General features: G+C 39.6%; 21 protein-coding genes. 17 read left to right on the top strand and 4 right to left on the bottom strand.

Features of this window, described 5'->3' with window-relative positions; translation table 11 throughout:
• From ACTNBF_RS13115 to ACTNBF_RS13095, 5 genes are all read left to right on the top strand, one after another.
• Positions 1 to 682 (top strand): Arm DNA-binding domain-containing protein (locus ACTNBF_RS13115; protein WP_441089435.1); only part of this gene is annotated, 682 nt, incomplete at its 5' end.
• A 19-nt stretch (positions 683 to 701) separates the two neighbouring features.
• Positions 702 to 1244, top strand: a complete 543-nt coding sequence (locus ACTNBF_RS13110) for a hypothetical protein (RefSeq protein WP_441089434.1) — start codon at positions 702 to 704, stop codon at positions 1242 to 1244.
• Positions 1245 to 1364: 120 nt separating this feature from the next.
• Positions 1365 to 1526, top strand: a complete 162-nt coding sequence (locus tag ACTNBF_RS13105) for a hypothetical protein (RefSeq protein ID WP_291809285.1) — start codon at positions 1365 to 1367, stop codon at positions 1524 to 1526.
• Positions 1527 to 1561: 35 nt separating this feature from the next.
• Positions 1562 to 2665: a hypothetical protein gene (locus ACTNBF_RS13100; protein ID WP_441089433.1), complete on the top strand. Its 1104-nt coding sequence runs from the start codon at positions 1562 to 1564 to the stop codon at positions 2663 to 2665.
• On the top strand, positions 2548 to 3144 hold the full coding sequence (locus ACTNBF_RS13095; RefSeq protein WP_441089432.1) for a leucine-rich repeat domain-containing protein: 597 nt from the start codon (positions 2548 to 2550) through the stop codon (positions 3142 to 3144). Before ACTNBF_RS13100 ends, ACTNBF_RS13095 begins: the two co-directional genes overlap by 118 nt.
• 96 nt (positions 3145 to 3240) lie before the next feature.
• Here the strand turns inward: ACTNBF_RS13095 and ACTNBF_RS13090 are convergent, their stop codons facing one another.
• The gene (locus tag ACTNBF_RS13090; RefSeq protein ID WP_291809291.1) at positions 3241 to 3825 is read right to left on the bottom strand and encodes a hypothetical protein; all 585 of its coding nucleotides are present in this window, start codon (positions 3823 to 3825) and stop codon (positions 3241 to 3243) included.
• A gap of 190 nt (positions 3826 to 4015) precedes the next feature.
• On the opposite strand from ACTNBF_RS13090, the gene lgt reads away from it, so the two are divergent.
• Complete coding sequence (gene lgt / locus ACTNBF_RS13085; RefSeq protein WP_441089431.1) at positions 4016 to 4933, top strand: prolipoprotein diacylglyceryl transferase; 918 nt, start codon at positions 4016 to 4018, stop codon at positions 4931 to 4933.
• Between the two features lie 91 nt (positions 4934 to 5024).
• Here lgt and nagB read toward each other — a convergent pair whose 3' ends face one another.
• Positions 5025 to 5756, bottom strand: coding sequence for a glucosamine-6-phosphate deaminase (nagB, locus tag ACTNBF_RS13080; protein WP_117685531.1), 732 nt, complete (start codon positions 5754 to 5756; stop codon positions 5025 to 5027).
• 278 nt (positions 5757 to 6034) lie between these two features.
• Here nagB and ACTNBF_RS13075 point away from each other — a divergent pair, with 278 nt between their 5' ends.
• The 8 genes from ACTNBF_RS13075 (at position 6035) to ACTNBF_RS13040 (ending at position 13407) form a co-directional block, all read left to right on the top strand.
• Positions 6035 to 6724 carry an N-acetylmannosamine-6-phosphate 2-epimerase gene (locus tag ACTNBF_RS13075; protein ID WP_441089430.1) on the top strand — a complete coding sequence of 230 codons (690 nt, stop codon included), beginning with the start codon at positions 6035 to 6037 and terminating at the stop codon, positions 6722 to 6724.
• Between the two features lie 62 nt (positions 6725 to 6786).
• Positions 6787 to 7704 carry a dihydrodipicolinate synthase family protein gene (locus tag ACTNBF_RS13070; protein WP_006427785.1) on the top strand — a complete coding sequence of 306 codons (918 nt, stop codon included), beginning with the start codon at positions 6787 to 6789 and terminating at the stop codon, positions 7702 to 7704.
• A 49-nt stretch (positions 7705 to 7753) separates the two neighbouring features.
• On the top strand, positions 7754 to 9259 hold the full coding sequence (locus tag ACTNBF_RS13065) for a sodium:solute symporter (protein ID WP_441089429.1): 1506 nt from the start codon (positions 7754 to 7756) through the stop codon (positions 9257 to 9259).
• Between the two features lie 18 nt (positions 9260 to 9277).
• Complete coding sequence (locus tag ACTNBF_RS13060; protein WP_055284298.1) at positions 9278 to 9727, top strand: YhcH/YjgK/YiaL family protein; 450 nt, start codon at positions 9278 to 9280, stop codon at positions 9725 to 9727.
• 93 nt (positions 9728 to 9820) lie between these two features.
• A complete protein-coding gene (locus tag ACTNBF_RS13055; RefSeq protein ID WP_055157330.1) occupies positions 9821 to 10702 on the top strand; it encodes an ROK family protein in 882 nt (293 codons plus the stop codon).
• A gap of 38 nt (positions 10703 to 10740) precedes the next feature.
• A complete protein-coding gene (locus ACTNBF_RS13050; protein WP_441089428.1) occupies positions 10741 to 11577 on the top strand; it encodes a MurR/RpiR family transcriptional regulator in 837 nt (278 codons plus the stop codon).
• A gap of 47 nt (positions 11578 to 11624) precedes the next feature.
• Positions 11625 to 12776: an N-acetylglucosamine-6-phosphate deacetylase gene (gene nagA / locus ACTNBF_RS13045; RefSeq protein WP_118327269.1), complete on the top strand. Its 1152-nt coding sequence runs from the start codon at positions 11625 to 11627 to the stop codon at positions 12774 to 12776.
• Between the two features lie 43 nt (positions 12777 to 12819).
• On the top strand, positions 12820 to 13407 hold the full coding sequence (locus ACTNBF_RS13040; RefSeq protein WP_441089427.1) for an SGNH/GDSL hydrolase family protein: 588 nt from the start codon (positions 12820 to 12822) through the stop codon (positions 13405 to 13407).
• 149 nt (positions 13408 to 13556) lie between these two features.
• Here ACTNBF_RS13040 and ACTNBF_RS13035 read toward each other — a convergent pair whose 3' ends face one another.
• Both ACTNBF_RS13035 and ACTNBF_RS13030 read right to left on the bottom strand, forming a co-directional pair.
• A complete protein-coding gene (locus tag ACTNBF_RS13035) occupies positions 13557 to 14603 on the bottom strand; it encodes an Arm DNA-binding domain-containing protein (RefSeq protein ID WP_441089426.1) in 1047 nt (348 codons plus the stop codon).
• A 32-nt stretch (positions 14604 to 14635) separates the two neighbouring features.
• Positions 14636 to 14830, bottom strand: coding sequence for a DUF3173 domain-containing protein (locus ACTNBF_RS13030; RefSeq protein ID WP_427819918.1), 195 nt, complete (start codon positions 14828 to 14830; stop codon positions 14636 to 14638).
• A 256-nt stretch (positions 14831 to 15086) separates the two neighbouring features.
• On the opposite strand from ACTNBF_RS13030, the gene ACTNBF_RS13025 reads away from it, so the two are divergent.
• The 3 genes from ACTNBF_RS13025 to ACTNBF_RS13015 all read left to right on the top strand — a co-directional run bounded on the left by ACTNBF_RS13025 (position 15087) and on the right by ACTNBF_RS13015 (position 16660).
• On the top strand, positions 15087 to 15320 hold the full coding sequence (locus tag ACTNBF_RS13025) for a hypothetical protein (RefSeq protein WP_427806935.1): 234 nt from the start codon (positions 15087 to 15089) through the stop codon (positions 15318 to 15320).
• Positions 15320 to 15508 carry a helix-turn-helix domain-containing protein gene (locus tag ACTNBF_RS13020; RefSeq protein ID WP_427806934.1) on the top strand — a complete coding sequence of 63 codons (189 nt, stop codon included), beginning with the start codon at positions 15320 to 15322 and terminating at the stop codon, positions 15506 to 15508. The genes ACTNBF_RS13025 and ACTNBF_RS13020 overlap by 1 nt, the downstream gene beginning before the upstream one ends.
• 282 nt (positions 15509 to 15790) lie before the next feature.
• Complete coding sequence (locus ACTNBF_RS13015; protein WP_427806933.1) at positions 15791 to 16660, top strand: CorA family divalent cation transporter; 870 nt, start codon at positions 15791 to 15793, stop codon at positions 16658 to 16660.
• The last annotated feature ends 141 nt before the right edge of the window (positions 16661 to 16801 follow it).

Raw genomic sequence — 16801 nt, 5'->3', positions numbered from 1 at the left:
CAGATACAGAGAAATGTTCATTCCTATGGCTTCTTCTTCTGAGATATTTATTGATGATATATTGAAAAAATCCTTGATTTTCAAGGAAAAAAGACTTGACTTAATAGGGAGAAAATGGATGGCTGTTTACAAGGACAAAAAATGTGGAACTTGGTATACCTCTTTTCTATATGTGGATTGGACCGGAAAACGTTGTCGAAAACTAAAACGCGGTTTTTTGACGAAAAACGCGGCTCAGAATTGGGAAAATCATTTTAAGCTTCAAAAGGCAAATAGCCTAGATATGACATTTGAAGATTTTTACGGAATCTATGAAGCCGATGTAAAACCAAAAATCCGATACAATACCTGGTGTACAAAAGAACATATCATAAAAACAAAGATATTTCCGTATTTCAAAGATTTGAGTATGCGAGATATTACACCGAGAGATATCATCAAATGGCAAAACACAATGAGAGAATCCATCAACAACAAAGGCAAAGAATATACAGGAACATATTTAAAAACTGTACAAGCACAACTTTCGAGTATTTTTAATCATGCTGTACGATTTTATGAACTTCCGAATAATCCAGTGAGGGTTGCAGGATCAATGGGACAGAATGAATCAGATGAAATGAAATTTTGGACAAAGGAAGAGTATATGAAGTTTATCCCAACCATGGCGAATAAGACATAAAGCAGATGTGGAAGAGCTTGTGTATGATGAAAATTCGAAACCTGTTTTAGATGAAATGGGGAAACAAAAGAAAAAAATTGTAAATCGTGAATTTCATTCATTCCGGCCAGCGTATGTATTTGATGTTCAGCAGACCAGTGGAGAGCCACTTCCAACACTTGCGATGATGCTAGAAGAAAGTGTTGAGGGATATGAACAATTAAAGGAAGCACTTATATTGATTAGTCCAGTTCAGGTTTCTTTTGAATCAATAGAAGGATCGGCAAATGGTTATTATAGTCCGGCAGAAGAAAAAAATGCAGTAAGAGAAGGAATGCCACAACTTCAAACAATCAAAACACTTATTCATGAAATTGGCCATGTAGAGTTAAAGCATGGAAGTGAAGAAGATAAATTTGATCGTAATACCAAAGAGATACAGGCAGAGTCAGTAGCTTTTTGGGTGGCGGAAATGATTGGAAATGGACTTGATACTTCCGAATATTCTTTTGGATATATTTCAGGGTGGAGCAAGGATAAAACAGTGCCTGAATTAAAAGAAAACTTAGATCTTATGCTATAGATTTCTGGGAGAAATTAGAAGAACTGTTTAACGAACCGATATCACAAACTGTGATTAGCGATTTTCCAAAAGTAGCGGTATAGTTAAAGTAACAATGGTTAAGCAAAGGGAGGACTACATATGAGTGTAACAACAAAAATGAAACAAATAGCCCATGATGTATATTGGGGAGAAGAAAATCCAGATCATCCGGAATGTCCAAAATGCGGGGAAAGAATGAATTTCCTTGGAGGGGATCGAATCCTACGGTATTCCATCTGCTGGCAAGATTGTCTTGTGTAAAAGTGATTATAACAGCGTAGGATTATACGGAAGAGATGAACGAATATGGAAAGGTTCTTTTCATAGATTCTGTAGACAATCAAAATGTGGAGCAGAAAGAAGCATTTTCGTGTCATATGTTTTGCCAGTACTCTGGAACGGTATATGAGAAATTGTCGCAGGAGGATAAAAGTGCATGTGAAGAAATTATTTCGACGGTTGGATTCCATGCTCTGGCTGTAAAGCTGATTGCGCTCCATTATAAGAGAAGCGGCTGGACACTTCAGAAGTACAGTCAGAAGATTAAGAAAAGCATCCCGGATGCATTGAAACTTGGAATAAAAGTATCGGTCAATAAGGATGGGAAAAGGATTTCTGATACACCTTATGAGATTCTGAAACACTTATTTCATGCAAAATTAATCTTGAGAAAGTATACAGAAATCGAACGGCAGGTTCTTGGAACAATCATCAGGATGGAGCCGTATACGAATAACATGAATGTGATCTGTAAACTGACAGGAGATGGTCAGTTCACATCGGATGAGGTATTGGTTGCAGCGAGAAATGCTGTTTTCCAGCTTCAGGAAGAAGGAGTAATTCATATTGAGAATCATACGGTTTCCCTTCATCCGCTGATAAAAGCAATGGTAAGTGATCCATCGCTGGCATCAGGTGCAGAGGAAACCATTGCAGAGCTTTCTTACGATTATTTCGTACATATTACAAAGAATCTGTTGGAAGAATGGCGTAACAATCTGTCGGATTGCCATTTGAGGCTCTGGTTCATCTTAATTTTAAGTATGCATATTCTTCCACATGAATCAGAAAAGCTTATGGCTGATCCCTGGAAAATCACACAGCAGACTTATCTGCTTGCAAATTGCAGCGCTGAAAACGGAGATGCAGTATTCCTGTTGAGTGATTCAACGAAGGAATATTGTCTGTTAGATGCAGGAAATCAGAGATTGCCTGAGTACCGGTATTATAATAAGAGGCAGGAGTATCCAGAGACTGTGTATCACAAAAGTGAAATTATCCGATGTATAGTCGGAGCAAAACAGGATCTGAATGGGGGAAAGAACTGGAAGAGATCCAGGAGAATGCTTTTACAGGATGTAAGAATCTTGAAGGAACCCTTTTTTTACCAGATTCATTGAAATGTATTTGCAGGGATGCGTTTTCAGGATGCGCTTCCATCGATAGTCTGGTGCTTCCGGATTCAGTTTCTGAACTTGGAACTTATGCATTTACAAATTGTGTAGGACTGAAAGAAATAAAGATAGGAAAGGGGCTTTCAAAATTATCAAGAGGTGTTTTCCGTGGATGTTCCAGAATACATGAGCTTGTTGTACCGGAGAATATTCTTCTTATTGAGGAAGATGCGTTTTGCAAGTGTACAAATCTTGAAAGAGTGTATATGGAAACAGGAATCCAGAGAATCAAAAACCATGCGTTCTATGGTTGCCATAAACTGGCAGAAATTCATTTACCTGCAAGTATTCTTTCTTTAGATAAAGCAGTTTTTGCGGATTGCCCGGTCGTACATATTAAAGTGGTTCCAAATAGTCTTGCGGACAAATATTTACAGCGATATGCGATAGATCTGAATAAACAGGTTTGTATAGAATATGATTAGAAATCATAAAGGGCTCTCTTAAACAGAATAATGCTACATAAGAAAAAATCCAAAATCAGAGGATGATAGAACCTTCTCTCTGATTCTGGATTTTTCTTATTGTACTGGCAAACAACAGTACTCATCTAAACCACCATTAGAATTTATCGCTTTAAGAAATTCAGTAAAAGAAGCATGGACGATATAATCATCAAGAACATCATAAACAAAGGAACCAAGTCCCATAGTAAAACGGCGGCTTGGATCAGGATATCCAAACATTTCACCGAAGAATTCAAAATTCGATTTGGAATTAGGCAATTCTATTTTGGAACCATCAATGGCAAATAAATGATATCCATTCCAAAGTTTACGAGATGGGAGCTGCTTATAGAATAAATCAACCGATAAATAGTAGAGTTCTTTAAATAAGGCAGGGTTAATAAATTGGCGAGCCTTTGACAGAGCCTGCTTTGAAATGTCAGGGAAATCAAGGCATCCAAGATCTTCCCGGATACGGGAAAGATTTTGAAACATGGAGGCTTTTGAAGTATAAAGCAGATACATAATTACCTGAAAAAGAGAAAGCTTTCGTTTGCGAACAAAATGATTTTTTGCACGATTTGGTTCCAGTTTTTCTGGGGTTGTGATATAATCCTTAATGGATTGGATGATATTTTTGCAGATGTCAATTCGATTCATATGATATACCTCCTAAAGTGTAATTAAGGTTCGTGGCGAGACGAACAATTCCTTAATTAATAGGTCGCGAAGCGACCTCACTTTCAGGAGGTTTTGTCAAGTACTTTTTTGTAAAAAAAGAAAAGAATTCCTTCAAATGCCCATGAAATCAGGGCTGAAGGAATTCTAAAATTTTTCTAAAATTCTTAAGTTGACCACATTGGTGTCAGGCACTATTAAATTTCGGTACAGAACCATAGATTTCCCTAATCTGGGAATTCATTTAAAATCTGTCGGCGATCATATCACAGTCTTTGGATTCGATATCGCATATTATGGAATCGTCATAGGAATCGGAATACTTGCGGGACTTATGATGGCGGTAATGGAAGCAAAGCGTACGCATCAGAACGTAGAAGATTATAATGATCTGGCAATATATGGAGTTATCTTTTCAATTATCGGAGCAAGGGCATATTATGTGATTTTCTCCTGGGATATGTATAAAGACGATATTAAGAGCATCATTAACATCCGTGAGGGCGGTCTTGCCATATACGGCGGTGTGATCACGGCAATTGTTGTAGTATTTATATTTGCAAAAATAAAAGTATCATCACCGTTCCTGTTATTTGACACAGGCGGATTCGGTCTGATCACCGGACAGATGATCGGAAGATGGGGGAACTTTTTTAATCGAGAAGCATTCGGCGAATATACAAATGGCTTATTTGCCATGAGACTTCCGGTGGATGCAGTAAGAAGTTCGGATATCACAACAAAGATGTGGAATCATGCCGAGACAGTCAAAGGAGTCATGTATATTCAGGTTCATCCGACCTACCTGTACGAATACCTGTGGTGTCTGATGGTGCTGATCATCATGCTGTTGTACCGCAAGCATAAGAAATTCGATGGGGAAGTCTTCCTGATCTATCTCTTGGGGTATGGTCTTGGCAGATTCTGGATCGAAGGACTTAGAACCGATCAGCTGTTGCTGCCAAAAGTTGGACTTCCGGTCTCTCAGCTGTTGGCAGGCACGATTGTAGTGATATCCGCTATACTGATCATTGCAGGAAGAAAAAAAGCAGCAGCTTTACAAAAAATAGTCCGGCTGCCGCAAATATAATCGAATACAGAAAAAGATCCCGGTATGTGAAAGGACAATGAGCTGGATGCTCAAAAATGTCTGATTCACATACCGGGATTTTTTATTCATATTACATATCAATCTTACTGAGTGCTGCTTCATCAGCTACAATCGTAACATCATTATGTAACTGAAGAATAGAAGCAGGAACTTTCGGAGTAATTGGTCCGTATAAGACCTCTTTTAAGATATCCGCCTTATCTTCTCCGCTTACAACAACCAGAATTTTCTTGGCCTGCATGATATTCTTGATTCCCATTGTATAAGCCTGTCTCGGAACATCATCTTCAGATTCGAAGAAACGCTTATTGGCTTCAATTGTACTTTCTGTCAGATCTACGCAGTGTGTCTCTTTCTCAAAAGCGGCACCTGGTTCGTTGAATCCGATATGTCCGTTGTGTCCAAGACCGAGAAGCTGGAGGTCTACACCGCCCTGCTTACGGATGACTGCATTATAATCGTTGCAGGCTTTCGCGGAATCTGCTTCCAGTCCGTCCGGAACGAAAGTACGGGTTTTGTCGATGTTTACATGATCAAAGAGATTGGTATTCATGAAATATCTGTAGCTCTGATCATTTTCAGGACTGAGTCCTTTGTATTCATCGAGGTTTACACTTGTAACCTGGGAAAAATCAAGATCCCCTTTCTTATACCATTCGATCAGCTGTTTATATGTACCGACCGGTGAAGATCCGGTTGCAAGTCCAAGTACACAGTTTGGCTTCATAATAATCTGTGCAGAAATGATGTTTGCGGCCTTACGGCTCATATCCTGATAGTCTTTTGCTTTATAAATTACCATAATAAAATCTCTCCTTATTCTATTGTTTTTTTGTTTCTGAATATTAGTATATACATTATAAATGAATTTTCAAGTAAAATAGCATGAACTGAAAATACTTTCAAAAGTGGAAAGAAATTGCCTGGAATTGTGCATATTGCATAAAAAACGGATTTTAAAATAGGCAAAAAAGAGAGAAGTATTGAAAAAGATGAAAGAAGTTTCAAGAACTGCAAAGGTACTTGAAAATAAAATCGAACAATACTATACTGATTGCAGAACGAAGGAGGGAACAAAAAATGAATCAGAAAGTTGAAAATCTGAAGGGTAAATTAATTGTATCATGTCAGGCATTACCAGATGAACCATTACATTCTTCATTCATTATGGGAAGAATGGCACTGGCTGCAAAACAGGGAGGTGCAAGCGGAATTCGTGCAAATACAAAAGAAGATATCAAGGAGATCCAGTCACAGGTTGATCTGCCAATCATCGGAATCGTAAAAAGAGATTATGATGACAGTGATATCTACATTACACCAACGATGAAAGAAATCGAAGAACTGATGGAAGTAAAACCTGAAATCATCGCTATGGACGCTACTATTTCAAAGAGACCTGGCGGAAAGACATTAGATGAGTTCTTTAAAGAAGTAAAAGCAAAATATCCGGATCAGTTATTCATGGCAGACTGTTCTACAGTGGAAGAAGCACTGCATGCGGATGAACTTGGATTTGACTTCATCGGAACTACAATGGTTGGTTACACAGAGCAGAGCAAGGACGATAAGATCGAGGCAAATGATTTCGAAATCTTAAGAAAGATTGTCGCAAAAGCAAAACACAGAGTGATCGCAGAAGGTAACATCAATACACCGGAAAAAGCAAAACATGTGATCGAGCTTGGTGCGTACAGTGTTGTTGTAGGATCTATTATCACAAGACCGCAGCTGATCACAAAATCATTTGTAGAAGAAATGGAAAGATAATTCTGCAAGGAACTTATTAAATTAAATTTATATAAAAAGACAAAGAAAAGGAGAAAGAAACCATGAGAAATCTTGAAAAGTACAAAGGCGTAATCCCTGCATTCTATGCATGCTATGACAACGAAGGAAATGTAAGCCCGGAAGGCGTTCAGGCACTGACAAAATACTTTGTAGAAAAAGGTGTGAAAGGTGTATATGTGAACGGTTCGTCAGGAGAATGTATTTATCAGAGCGTAGAAGACCGTAAGATCATCCTTGAGAACGTTATGAAAGCAGCAGAAGGAAAGCTTACAGTTATCGCACACGTTGCATGCAATAACACAAAAGATAGCCAGGAACTTGCAAGACATGCAGAAAGCCTTGGAGTTGATGCAATCGCAGCAATCCCACCGATCTACTTCCACCTGCCAGAGTATGCAATCGCTCAGTACTGGAATGACATCAGTGCAGCAGCACCAAACACAGACTTCGTAATCTACAACATTCCACAGCTTGCAGGAGTGGCTCTTACACAGGGACTTTTCGCAGAGATGAGAAAGAATCCTAACGTAATTGGTGTTAAGAACTCTTCTATGCCGGTACAGGATATCCAGATGTTCAAACAGGCAGCAGGCCCTGACTACATCATCTTCAACGGACCAGATGAGCAGTTCATGAGTGGACGTGTCATCGGAGCTGAAGGAGCAATCGGTGGTACATACGGAGTTATGCCGGAATTATATCTGAAATTAGACGAGTATGTAAGAGCCGGAAAGATGGAAGAAGCAAGAGAAATCCAGTATGCTTGTGATGAGATTATCTATAAGATGTGCTCTGCACACGGAAATATGTACGCAGTGATCAAAGCTATGTTAAAGATCAACGAAGGTCTGGAACTTGGCGGAGTAAGAGAGCCACTGCCAGCATTAGTAGAAGAAGACATGGCTATCGTTGAAGAAGCAGCTAAGATGGTTCGCGACGCAAAAGCTAAATATCTGTAAGATTATATAACAAATACGTGAAAGAAAAATATCTGTAAGGAGAGAGACGATGCAAGGGTTTACCGTAGTAGATTTAGTCATTTTAGTAGTTTATCTCGCGGCTGTACTGTTCGCCGGCCTTCATTTCGCAAAGAAAGAAATGAAAGGAAAAGAGTATTTTAAAGGAGACGGAACTGTACCGTGGTGGGTAACTTCCGTATCAATTTTCGCAACACTGTTAAGTCCGATTTCATTCCTGTCATTAGCAGGAAACTCATACGCAGGAACATGGATCATGTGGTTCGCACAGCTTGGTATGCTGTTAGCTATCCCGATCACGATTAAATTCTTCCTGCCAATCTACAGCAAACTGGATATTGATACAGCATATCATTATCTGGAACTGAGATTCGGAAGCAAAGGACTTCGTGTACTTGGAGCTGTAATGTTCATCATTTACCAGATCGGACGTATGTCAATCATCATGTACCTTCCATGTATGGTACTTGGAAGTCTGACTGGAATCAGCGTAAACTTACTGATCATTATCATGGGTATCATTGCTATTATTTACTCATACACAGGAGGTCTTAAATCCGTACTTTGGACAGACTTCATCCAGGGATCTGTACTTCTGATCGGTGTTACATTTGCACTGATCTTCCTGTTAGCACACTTAGATGGTGGATTTGGAGCAATCGCACATGCACTGACAACAGAGCATAAGTTCCTTGCTGTAGATCAGCCAATTTTCAATGTTAATATTTTTAAAGACAGCGTATTCATCATGATCGTTGGTGCCGGATTCAATACAATGGCATCTTACGTATCAAGCCAGGATATTGTACAGCGTTTTACAACAACAACTGATACAAAGAAACTGAACAAAATGATGCTTACAAACGGAGGATTATCAATCTTCATCGCAACAGTATTCTACCTGATCGGTACAGGATTATACGTATTCTATCAGCAGAATGCACTTCCACCGGCAGCGGCTCAGGACCAGATCTTCGCATCTTACATCGCATTTGAGCTTCCGGTTGGTGTAACAGGACTTCTGTTAGCAGCTATTTATGCAGCAGCACAGTCTACACTTTCTACAGGTCTGAACTCTGTAGCATCAAGCTGGACACTGGATATCCAGACAAGACTTTCTAAGAAAGAATTAAGCTTTGAGAAACAGACAAAGATCGGACAGTATGTATCTCTGATCGTTGGTATCTTCGCAATCGTAGTTGCTATGGTACTGGCTAACGGCGGAGTAAAATCTGCATACGAATGGTTCAATGGATTCATGGGACTGGTACTTGGTATCCTGATCGGAACATTTATCCTTGGAGCATTTACAAAGGTTGCCAATACATTTGGTGCAGTATGTGCATTCATCGTTGCATCAGGCGTAATGATATACATCAAATACTTCGTACCTGCTGATCACGTATCAATCTGGTCATACTCAATCATCTCAATTGTAGTATCACTGGTAATTGGTATCCCGGCAAGTATCATCTGGAGAAAGGCAAAAGGAGACAATTCCGTACCTGCTCCTAACACAACCATTTACAAAAACTAAGAAGGAGTGACGATTTTCGTGATTTTTGGAAATATCAATAATTTATCAGAATTCCCATTCTTAGAAGAACAGGTAAAAGAGTGCTTTGAATATGCAAAGACACACGACCTTGCATCTTATGAAAAGGGAAGTCATGAAATCGATGGTGACAGACTGTTTGTCAATATCGTAGAATATACAACAACAACACCGGAAGAACGTTTCTGGGAAGCACATAAAAATTATCTGGACGTCCATGTAATGATCCATGGAAACGAACAGATCGATCTGAACTTCATTCAGAATATGGAATTAAAAGATTTTGTGGAAAAAGATGATTTTCTTCCGATGGATGGGGAAAAGAATTCTTCCGTAGTCCTGACAGATGGAGATTTCCTGATCTGTTATCCGAGTGACGGACACAGAACAGCGGTTCAGGTTCAGGAACCGGAAACCATTAAAAAGGCAATATTTAAAGTAAAGATTTAATCAGAAAAAGTCGAGGGCAAACCATAAAAGAACGGTTTGCCCTTTTCTGGCTGAACGAGTATAATGAAGGAAAATGAAAGAGGCAAAGCAGAGATGAAAAAATATATTAGTATTGACATCGGCGGCACAGCAATCAAATATGGTATTGTGAGCGAAGATGCAGAAGTATTGTTAAAGAAAGAAATGAAGACAGAAGCGCAGAAAGGCGGACCGGCGATCCTTGATAAAGTCATCGGTATCGTAGAAGCATTAAAAGAAGAGGCAGACGCAGGTGTGTGTATTTCTACAGCCGGTATGGTTGACATTGAGAAAGGTGAAATCTTCTATTCGGCACCGCTGATCCCGAATTATATCGGAACGGCATTCAAAAAGACGGTAGAAGAACGATTCGGAATTCCATGTGAAGTGGAAAATGATGTGAATTGTGCGGGACTTGCTGAGTACAAAGCAGGAGCGGCGGCAGGAAGTAAGGCGGCTGTGATGCTGACAATCGGAACCGGAATCGGCGGCTGTATTTTGCTGAATGGCGAGGTGTTCCACGGATTCAGTAACAGCGCATGTGAAGTCGGATATATGCATATGGATGACAGCGATTTCCAGACACTCGGAGCAGCCAGTATTCTGACGAAGAAGGTTGCTGCATGGAAGGGAGAACCGGCAGAAAATTGGAGCGGATATCGCATTTTTGAAGAGGCAAAAAAAGGTGATAAGATCTGTAACCGTGCAATTGATGAGATGACGGATGTACTTGGGAAAGGTATTGCCAATATCTGTTATGTAGTGAATCCGGAAGTTGTCGTACTTGGCGGCGGAATCATGGCGCAGGAAGCATTCCTGAAGGACAAGATTGAAAAAGCAGTGGAAAAATACCTGGTGTCCAGCATGTGGGAGCATACAAGTATCGCATTTGCCAAAAACCAGAACAATGCCGGTATGTTAGGCGCATTCTACCATTTTCAGGGAAGACATGCATAGTCTGGAGTTATAAAATAAAGAAGCAGGAATAGTAAGATATGGAATATTATGTAAAATCAGTCGTTCCGATCATAGAATCGAATTATGATAAATTTACGACAGTGGAACGGAATATCGCAGATTTTTTTATACAGAACAGAAAGAAAGTGGATTTTTCATCAAAATCCATTTCCGAGAGACTCTTCGTATCAGAAGCGTCGTTATCCAGATTTGCGAAGAAATGCGGATATCGCGGATACAGAGAATTCATCTATCAGTATGAAGAGACATTTGTAGAAAAGCAGGAATCCATTACCGGTAATACGCGAATGATCCTGAATGCGTATCAGGAACTTCTGAATAGGACTTACAGTCTGGTGGATGAGGCGCAGATTGCAAGGATCAGCAGATATCTGAATCAGTCGGAGCGTGTGTTCGTGTGCGGAACCGGAAGTTCCGGTCTGGCAGCAAGAGAGATGGAACTGCGTTTTATGCGAATTGGTGTGGATATTGATTCGCTGGTAGAAAGAGATATGATGCGTATGCAGGCGGTATTCCAGGACAGAAGAAGCCTCGTATTCGGAATCAGTATCAGCGGATCCAAGGAAGAGGTCTTGTTTCTTCTGAAAGAAGCATATCGGAAAGGTGCGAAAACGATTCTTTTTACGGCGAACAACCGGGGTGGCTTCGAGCAGTTCTGCACAGAAGTTGTTCTGATTCCATCACTCAGACACCTGAATCATGGGAATGTAATCTCACCGCAGTTCCCGATTTTGGTCATGCTTGATATTATCTATTCTTACTATTTGGAACAGGATAAATATGAAAAAGAAGTTCTGCATGATAATACACTGCGTGCACTGGAAGAAGGAGAAGGGATGCACAGGAGTTTTTAGAATGTTAAGAGGTATGTTGGGAAAAAATAAAATGGAGGATATATAAAATGATAATCAAAAATGTAATTGTCTATACAGAAGACAAAAAATTTACAGCAGGCGGCATTGTTGTTCACGATGACAAGATCGAAAGCATTTACACGACAGAAAACGTACCGGATATGCCGGGGGAAGAAGTCGTTGACGGACAGGGGGCATACGCAATTCCGGGACTGATCGATCTGCATTTCCACGGGTGTATGGGAGATGACTTCTGTGATAACAGTAAAGAGGCTATTGAAAATATTGCAAAATATGAGGCTTCTGTGGGTGTTACAACAATCGCACCAGCAACAATGACACTTCCGGTAGAAGAACTGGAAGATATCTTAAGAACAGCAGCAGAATACAAAAAAGAGCAGAATCCGAAGGGAGCGGATCTTGTTGGCGTGAACATGGAAGGCCCGTTCATCAGCCCGGTGAAAAAAGGAGCGCAGGATGAAAGAAATATCATGCCTTGTGATACGGACATTTGTCAGAGATTCCTTGATGCTTCGGAAGGCCTTGTGAAGTTTGTAGGACTTGCGCCGGAAGAAAGTGAGGACGCAGTTGCATTTGTAGAAGCAATGAAAGATAAAGTGAACATTTCGCTTGCACATACCAATGCGGATTATGCACATGCGAAAGCAGCATTCGATGCCGGAGCAAATCATGCCGTACATCTCTTTAATGCGATGCCTGCATTCACTCACCGTGAACCGGGTGTTGTAGGAGCAGTGTCCGACAGTGCACATGTAATGGCAGAGATTATCTGTGACGGTGTACATATCCATCCATCGATGGTGAGAGCAGCGTTCAAGATGATGGGAGCAGACCGTATGATCCTGATCAGCGACAGTATGCGTGCGACCGGAATGCCGGACGGACAGTATACACTTGGTGGATTGGATGTAAAAGTAGTCGGTAATCATGCAACACTGGTATCTGATGGAGCACTTGCAGGATCTGTTACAAACCTTGCAGACTGTATGCGTACGGTAGTTAAGAAGATGGAGATCCCGCTTGAGACGGCTGTAGCATGTGCGACGATCAATCCGGCTAAGAGTCTTGGAATTGAAGATACATATGGTTCGATCGCACCGGGAAAGAAAGCGAATATCGTATTATTAGACGAGAATTTGGAGCTTAAGATGGTAATTAAGGACGGACAGGAATTATAATTCATGCAATTTATAGTATAAGGCTATTTGGTGTTAAGGACAGATGAAAAAGATTATATTTTTAGGTGACAGTATTACAGATGCCAGTCATTGCTTTTTAGAAAATCCACTGGGAAACGGTTATGTGAATATGGTGGCTGAGAAGTTGAATGACAGTGACGGCGGAAGGAAGAAGTACGACATTATGAATCGAGGACATGATGGATTCACGATTCATGGAGTGAAACGTATATTGGAGAAGGAATGCATTTTAAAACGACCGGATGTCGTAAGCATTCTGATAGGATGCAATGACGTCGGAGTTATGATGAATACAGGAAAGAGTCTGGAAGAACAGCAGTTTGAAGCCTGTTATGAAGCCATTGTGAAAGAAATTACAGAGCAATCGGATGCAAAGCTTATCTGTATGTCGCCATTTATAGTGCCATATCCCGGAATGTATGAAAACTGGATTCCGGGAATAAAACAGACAGAAAGAATCGAAAAAAAGATTGCAGAAAAATATCATGCGGACTTTCTTACGCTTCAGGACATGATAATATTGAAAGCAGAAAAAGCAGGATATGAGAGTGTTACAACGGATAAAAGTTATACAAAGTGTCAGGCACCAATGGTAGGTAGCTATCATTAAGATAAGAATTATGATATACTAGAAGAGCCGGGAAATTATGAATTTCTTGATACAGTTCTCGTATTGCGTCTCTAGATAAATAATTCAGGCATGGCAAACAGACAGATTGGGGAATCTGCCTACTGAAAAAATATCAAGATATGAATATTTTATCGGTATTGGAATGTAGTTGCAGTCCTTGCTCTTAAGTAGCGGGGATTGCGCCTGTCGGGTCTTACAGCAATTAATTCCCTACCTATTAAAGCAATAACATCAATGGGCGGTGAGGCACAAGAGCGTCTCAGAAATTTTGCCAGCTTTTCCAAGGCTCTTGGCAGAGGTGTCTTGCTGGTGGGCGTTCCGTTATAGCTTAATATAAAAATACATTCCTGTAGAACTTTCTGTTGAACTTCTTTCCATTCTTTCAGCTCTTTAAGCGTATCATCATATATAATGATATCCCGTATGCTAGCTTGCGTTTTTGTCTCTACAAATTTGTAGTCGGTCATGGTTTTGTAATAAAGATTCTTGTTGATGCTGAGAACACCTGTTTCAAAATCAATATCTGACCATTGCAGTGCTGCCGCTTCTCTGATTCGCATTCCGGTCATAAATAACAACCAGTAAGAAATGAACAAGTAGTGCTCATAGTAATCGCCCTTATACAGAAGAGAAATGACTTTCTGGAATTCTTCCAATGTCCAAAAATCAATTTTGGGTTTTCTGCTCTTGACATTTCCGATCATTCGGGCTGGATTTTTCTTTGCAAGGCCCAGAACGATAGCTCTGTCAAATGCGATTGCAAGCATTCCCTGTATAATCCTCACATAATTTGGGCTGTAGTTTTTTGCCAGTTTTAATTGCCAGTTTTGCACATGAATTGGCTCAATTTTGTCAGTATTCATCTTATAGAAATAGGAAAAGTGTTTTTCAATGGTAGCATACCTATTCTTGTATGTACTTTCTTTTACCTGGGTTTTATACCAGGGAAGATAAATCTCCTGAATAAATTTTTTGAAAGTCACTTCCTCTTTCTTTTCCGTAAGCTCATCTGGTGTAGACAGAATAAGCTTTGAATATTCTGCCCGAGCCTCTTTCTTTGTTGCAAATCCACTGCGATATTTTTGTATTTGTTTCCCAGTTACAGGGTGTTTTCCTAAATTCGCTCTGAAATAATAGGTTCCGTTAGTTGCTTTCTTGATTGGATCTTTTGCCATGTTACACTCCTTCTCTAATGCAAGAAGTACACTTAGTTTTCAGTATCTGGCAAAGTGATTCCCAATAATTCCTCAACCGCTTCCTTTGGTACCCTGTTCAGTTTCTTTGATTGATAATAAGTATGGCCTTTGGCAATCATCAGCTTTTTCGCTTCTCGGATAATATCTGCTGAAAAAGAAGGACCATAACCTAACTTTATCAAATCACTTTTTGTTACTGTGATCATTCTGCTCCTTTCTACGGACAGGATAAAACTTCGATACCTGTCCATTATTATATCAAGTTTAGAGTAATTTTACTATTGTAAAATAGCCTGACGAAAAATGGTGTAAATCTCCCAGAAGCCAGTTCCTATGCCCTTCCCGGCCACGTAGAAGGCGTTACTATGTAATCTTAAAGCTGCAGGCACGCAATAAACGCAGGCACTATCTGCAGCACCTATATCAATCTTCTGAGAGGTGTATGCAATTATCAAACTGTTAATGAGAGAGCTAGATGGGTGCTATCCAGAATGGGACGAGATAAGGGATCAAAAACTTGTCGAGGCATTACTCTTATTGCGCGAGGATGAGAGAAAACTGATCTATCAGCATGTGTTTGAAGAACGGACGTTTGATGATATAAGCCGGATCAATGATTTGCCACCTTACAAGGTGAAAGGAATTTATTATTATGCAATCCGTAAGATCAGAAAATGGATGGGAGGTGTCAAGTGATGAATTTTGAAGAAGTGTTGTTCCGGGCGAAGATGGGAGACCATGTAGCTACTGAACAGATAGTAGAGATGTTCCGACCGTTGCTGATAAAGAACTCTTTGATTAATGGAAGATTTGATGAGGATCTGTACCAGGAGTTGAGAATTGAAGTATTGAAGTGTATTAGAAATTATCAGGAAATGGAGTAGCTTTTGATTAGCTTAGCATGATAATGAAGATAGAGCAGTAATTTTTATCGATGTAAAGATAAGGTTTCTGCTCTGTAATTTTTAATACACAGAGTTTTGCAGATTTGTTATCTGATGTATTTGTCGGATTTGGTTATTGTGCTTGTGATAACAGCAATATAAAGAATAAGGCATTTTAGTGGAATGAGGATTATGTGATAGTTCCTGCCATTTCGTATTTGCATTTCATAAAAATAAAGAGTATTCTGATTTACTAGAGAAGAATATTAGGAAGGAAGGAGAATGAGAGATTCTATGGTGAATATACATTTCCTTACGATTTTACGGGAAGATGAATTTCGTGAGTTGAAGAAAGATTTTCCGCATGATAACGAATTATTACACAGTATCAGATCAATCCGATACTGTAAAGCAGAAGTGTTTCGGGATTGTATTCTGGGAACCTTGCGAGTACCGGAAAAAAATGAAATACGTACACCGCATGTTGTCTGTGGATTTTACATGACAGATAAAGAACTTTTTTTAATTGAGGAGAGTGGGGAACTGAAACACTGGTTAGAGAAAAAGGAAGAACAGTTTCAGGAGCTGAAATCACCGGATCAGTTTCTTCTTAAGATGATGGAATTGATGATTGAAAATGATCTTCTATATTTGTTACATTTGGAAAAAGAAATTGAAAAGATGGAAGATCAGCTTATAAAAGGTGTTGCGGATAATTTCTTTTCGGTTCTTACAAAGTATCGACAGAAACTCTCTGAGCTGGATGCATATTATGAACAGCTGGCTATGATTGGTGATCTATTACAGTCTCAAGATGGACTGCCTATTATCCGTAATACAGAATCGTGGAATCGTTATGCACTCAGGACAGAACGATTGCATAACCATGTGCATTTGCTTAGAGAAAATATACTGCAGTTACGTGAATTGTATCAATCTCAGCAGGATGCTCAACAGAATAAAATTATGTGTATATTGACAGTTGTGACAACCTTATTCCTGCCACTTACACTTTTGACTGGATGGTATGGTATGAATTTTGTGAATATGCCAGAGCTACAGTGGAAATACGGATATGTTGCAGTGATTGCAATTGCAGTAATAACAATTATTCTGGAACTCATTTATTTTAAAAAGAAAAAATTGTTGTAGGATAAGATTATCCGTAGAGAGTAAAAGATTATTTTCAGAATTAGGTATTCATTAAAAAGGCTGCACACAATTTTGTATGCAGCCGAATCTATATGAAGAGGTGCCTTTTTCCTCTTTGGCAATATTAGGTTTTGTTATATT

The organism is Bariatricus sp. HCP28S3_A4 (assembly GCF_052066395.1).
Lineage (GTDB): Bacteria > Bacillota > Clostridia > Lachnospirales > Lachnospiraceae > Allocoprococcus.
Note: the sequence above shows the minus strand (reverse complement) of the source record. Positions and strands in the feature narration are given on the sequence as shown.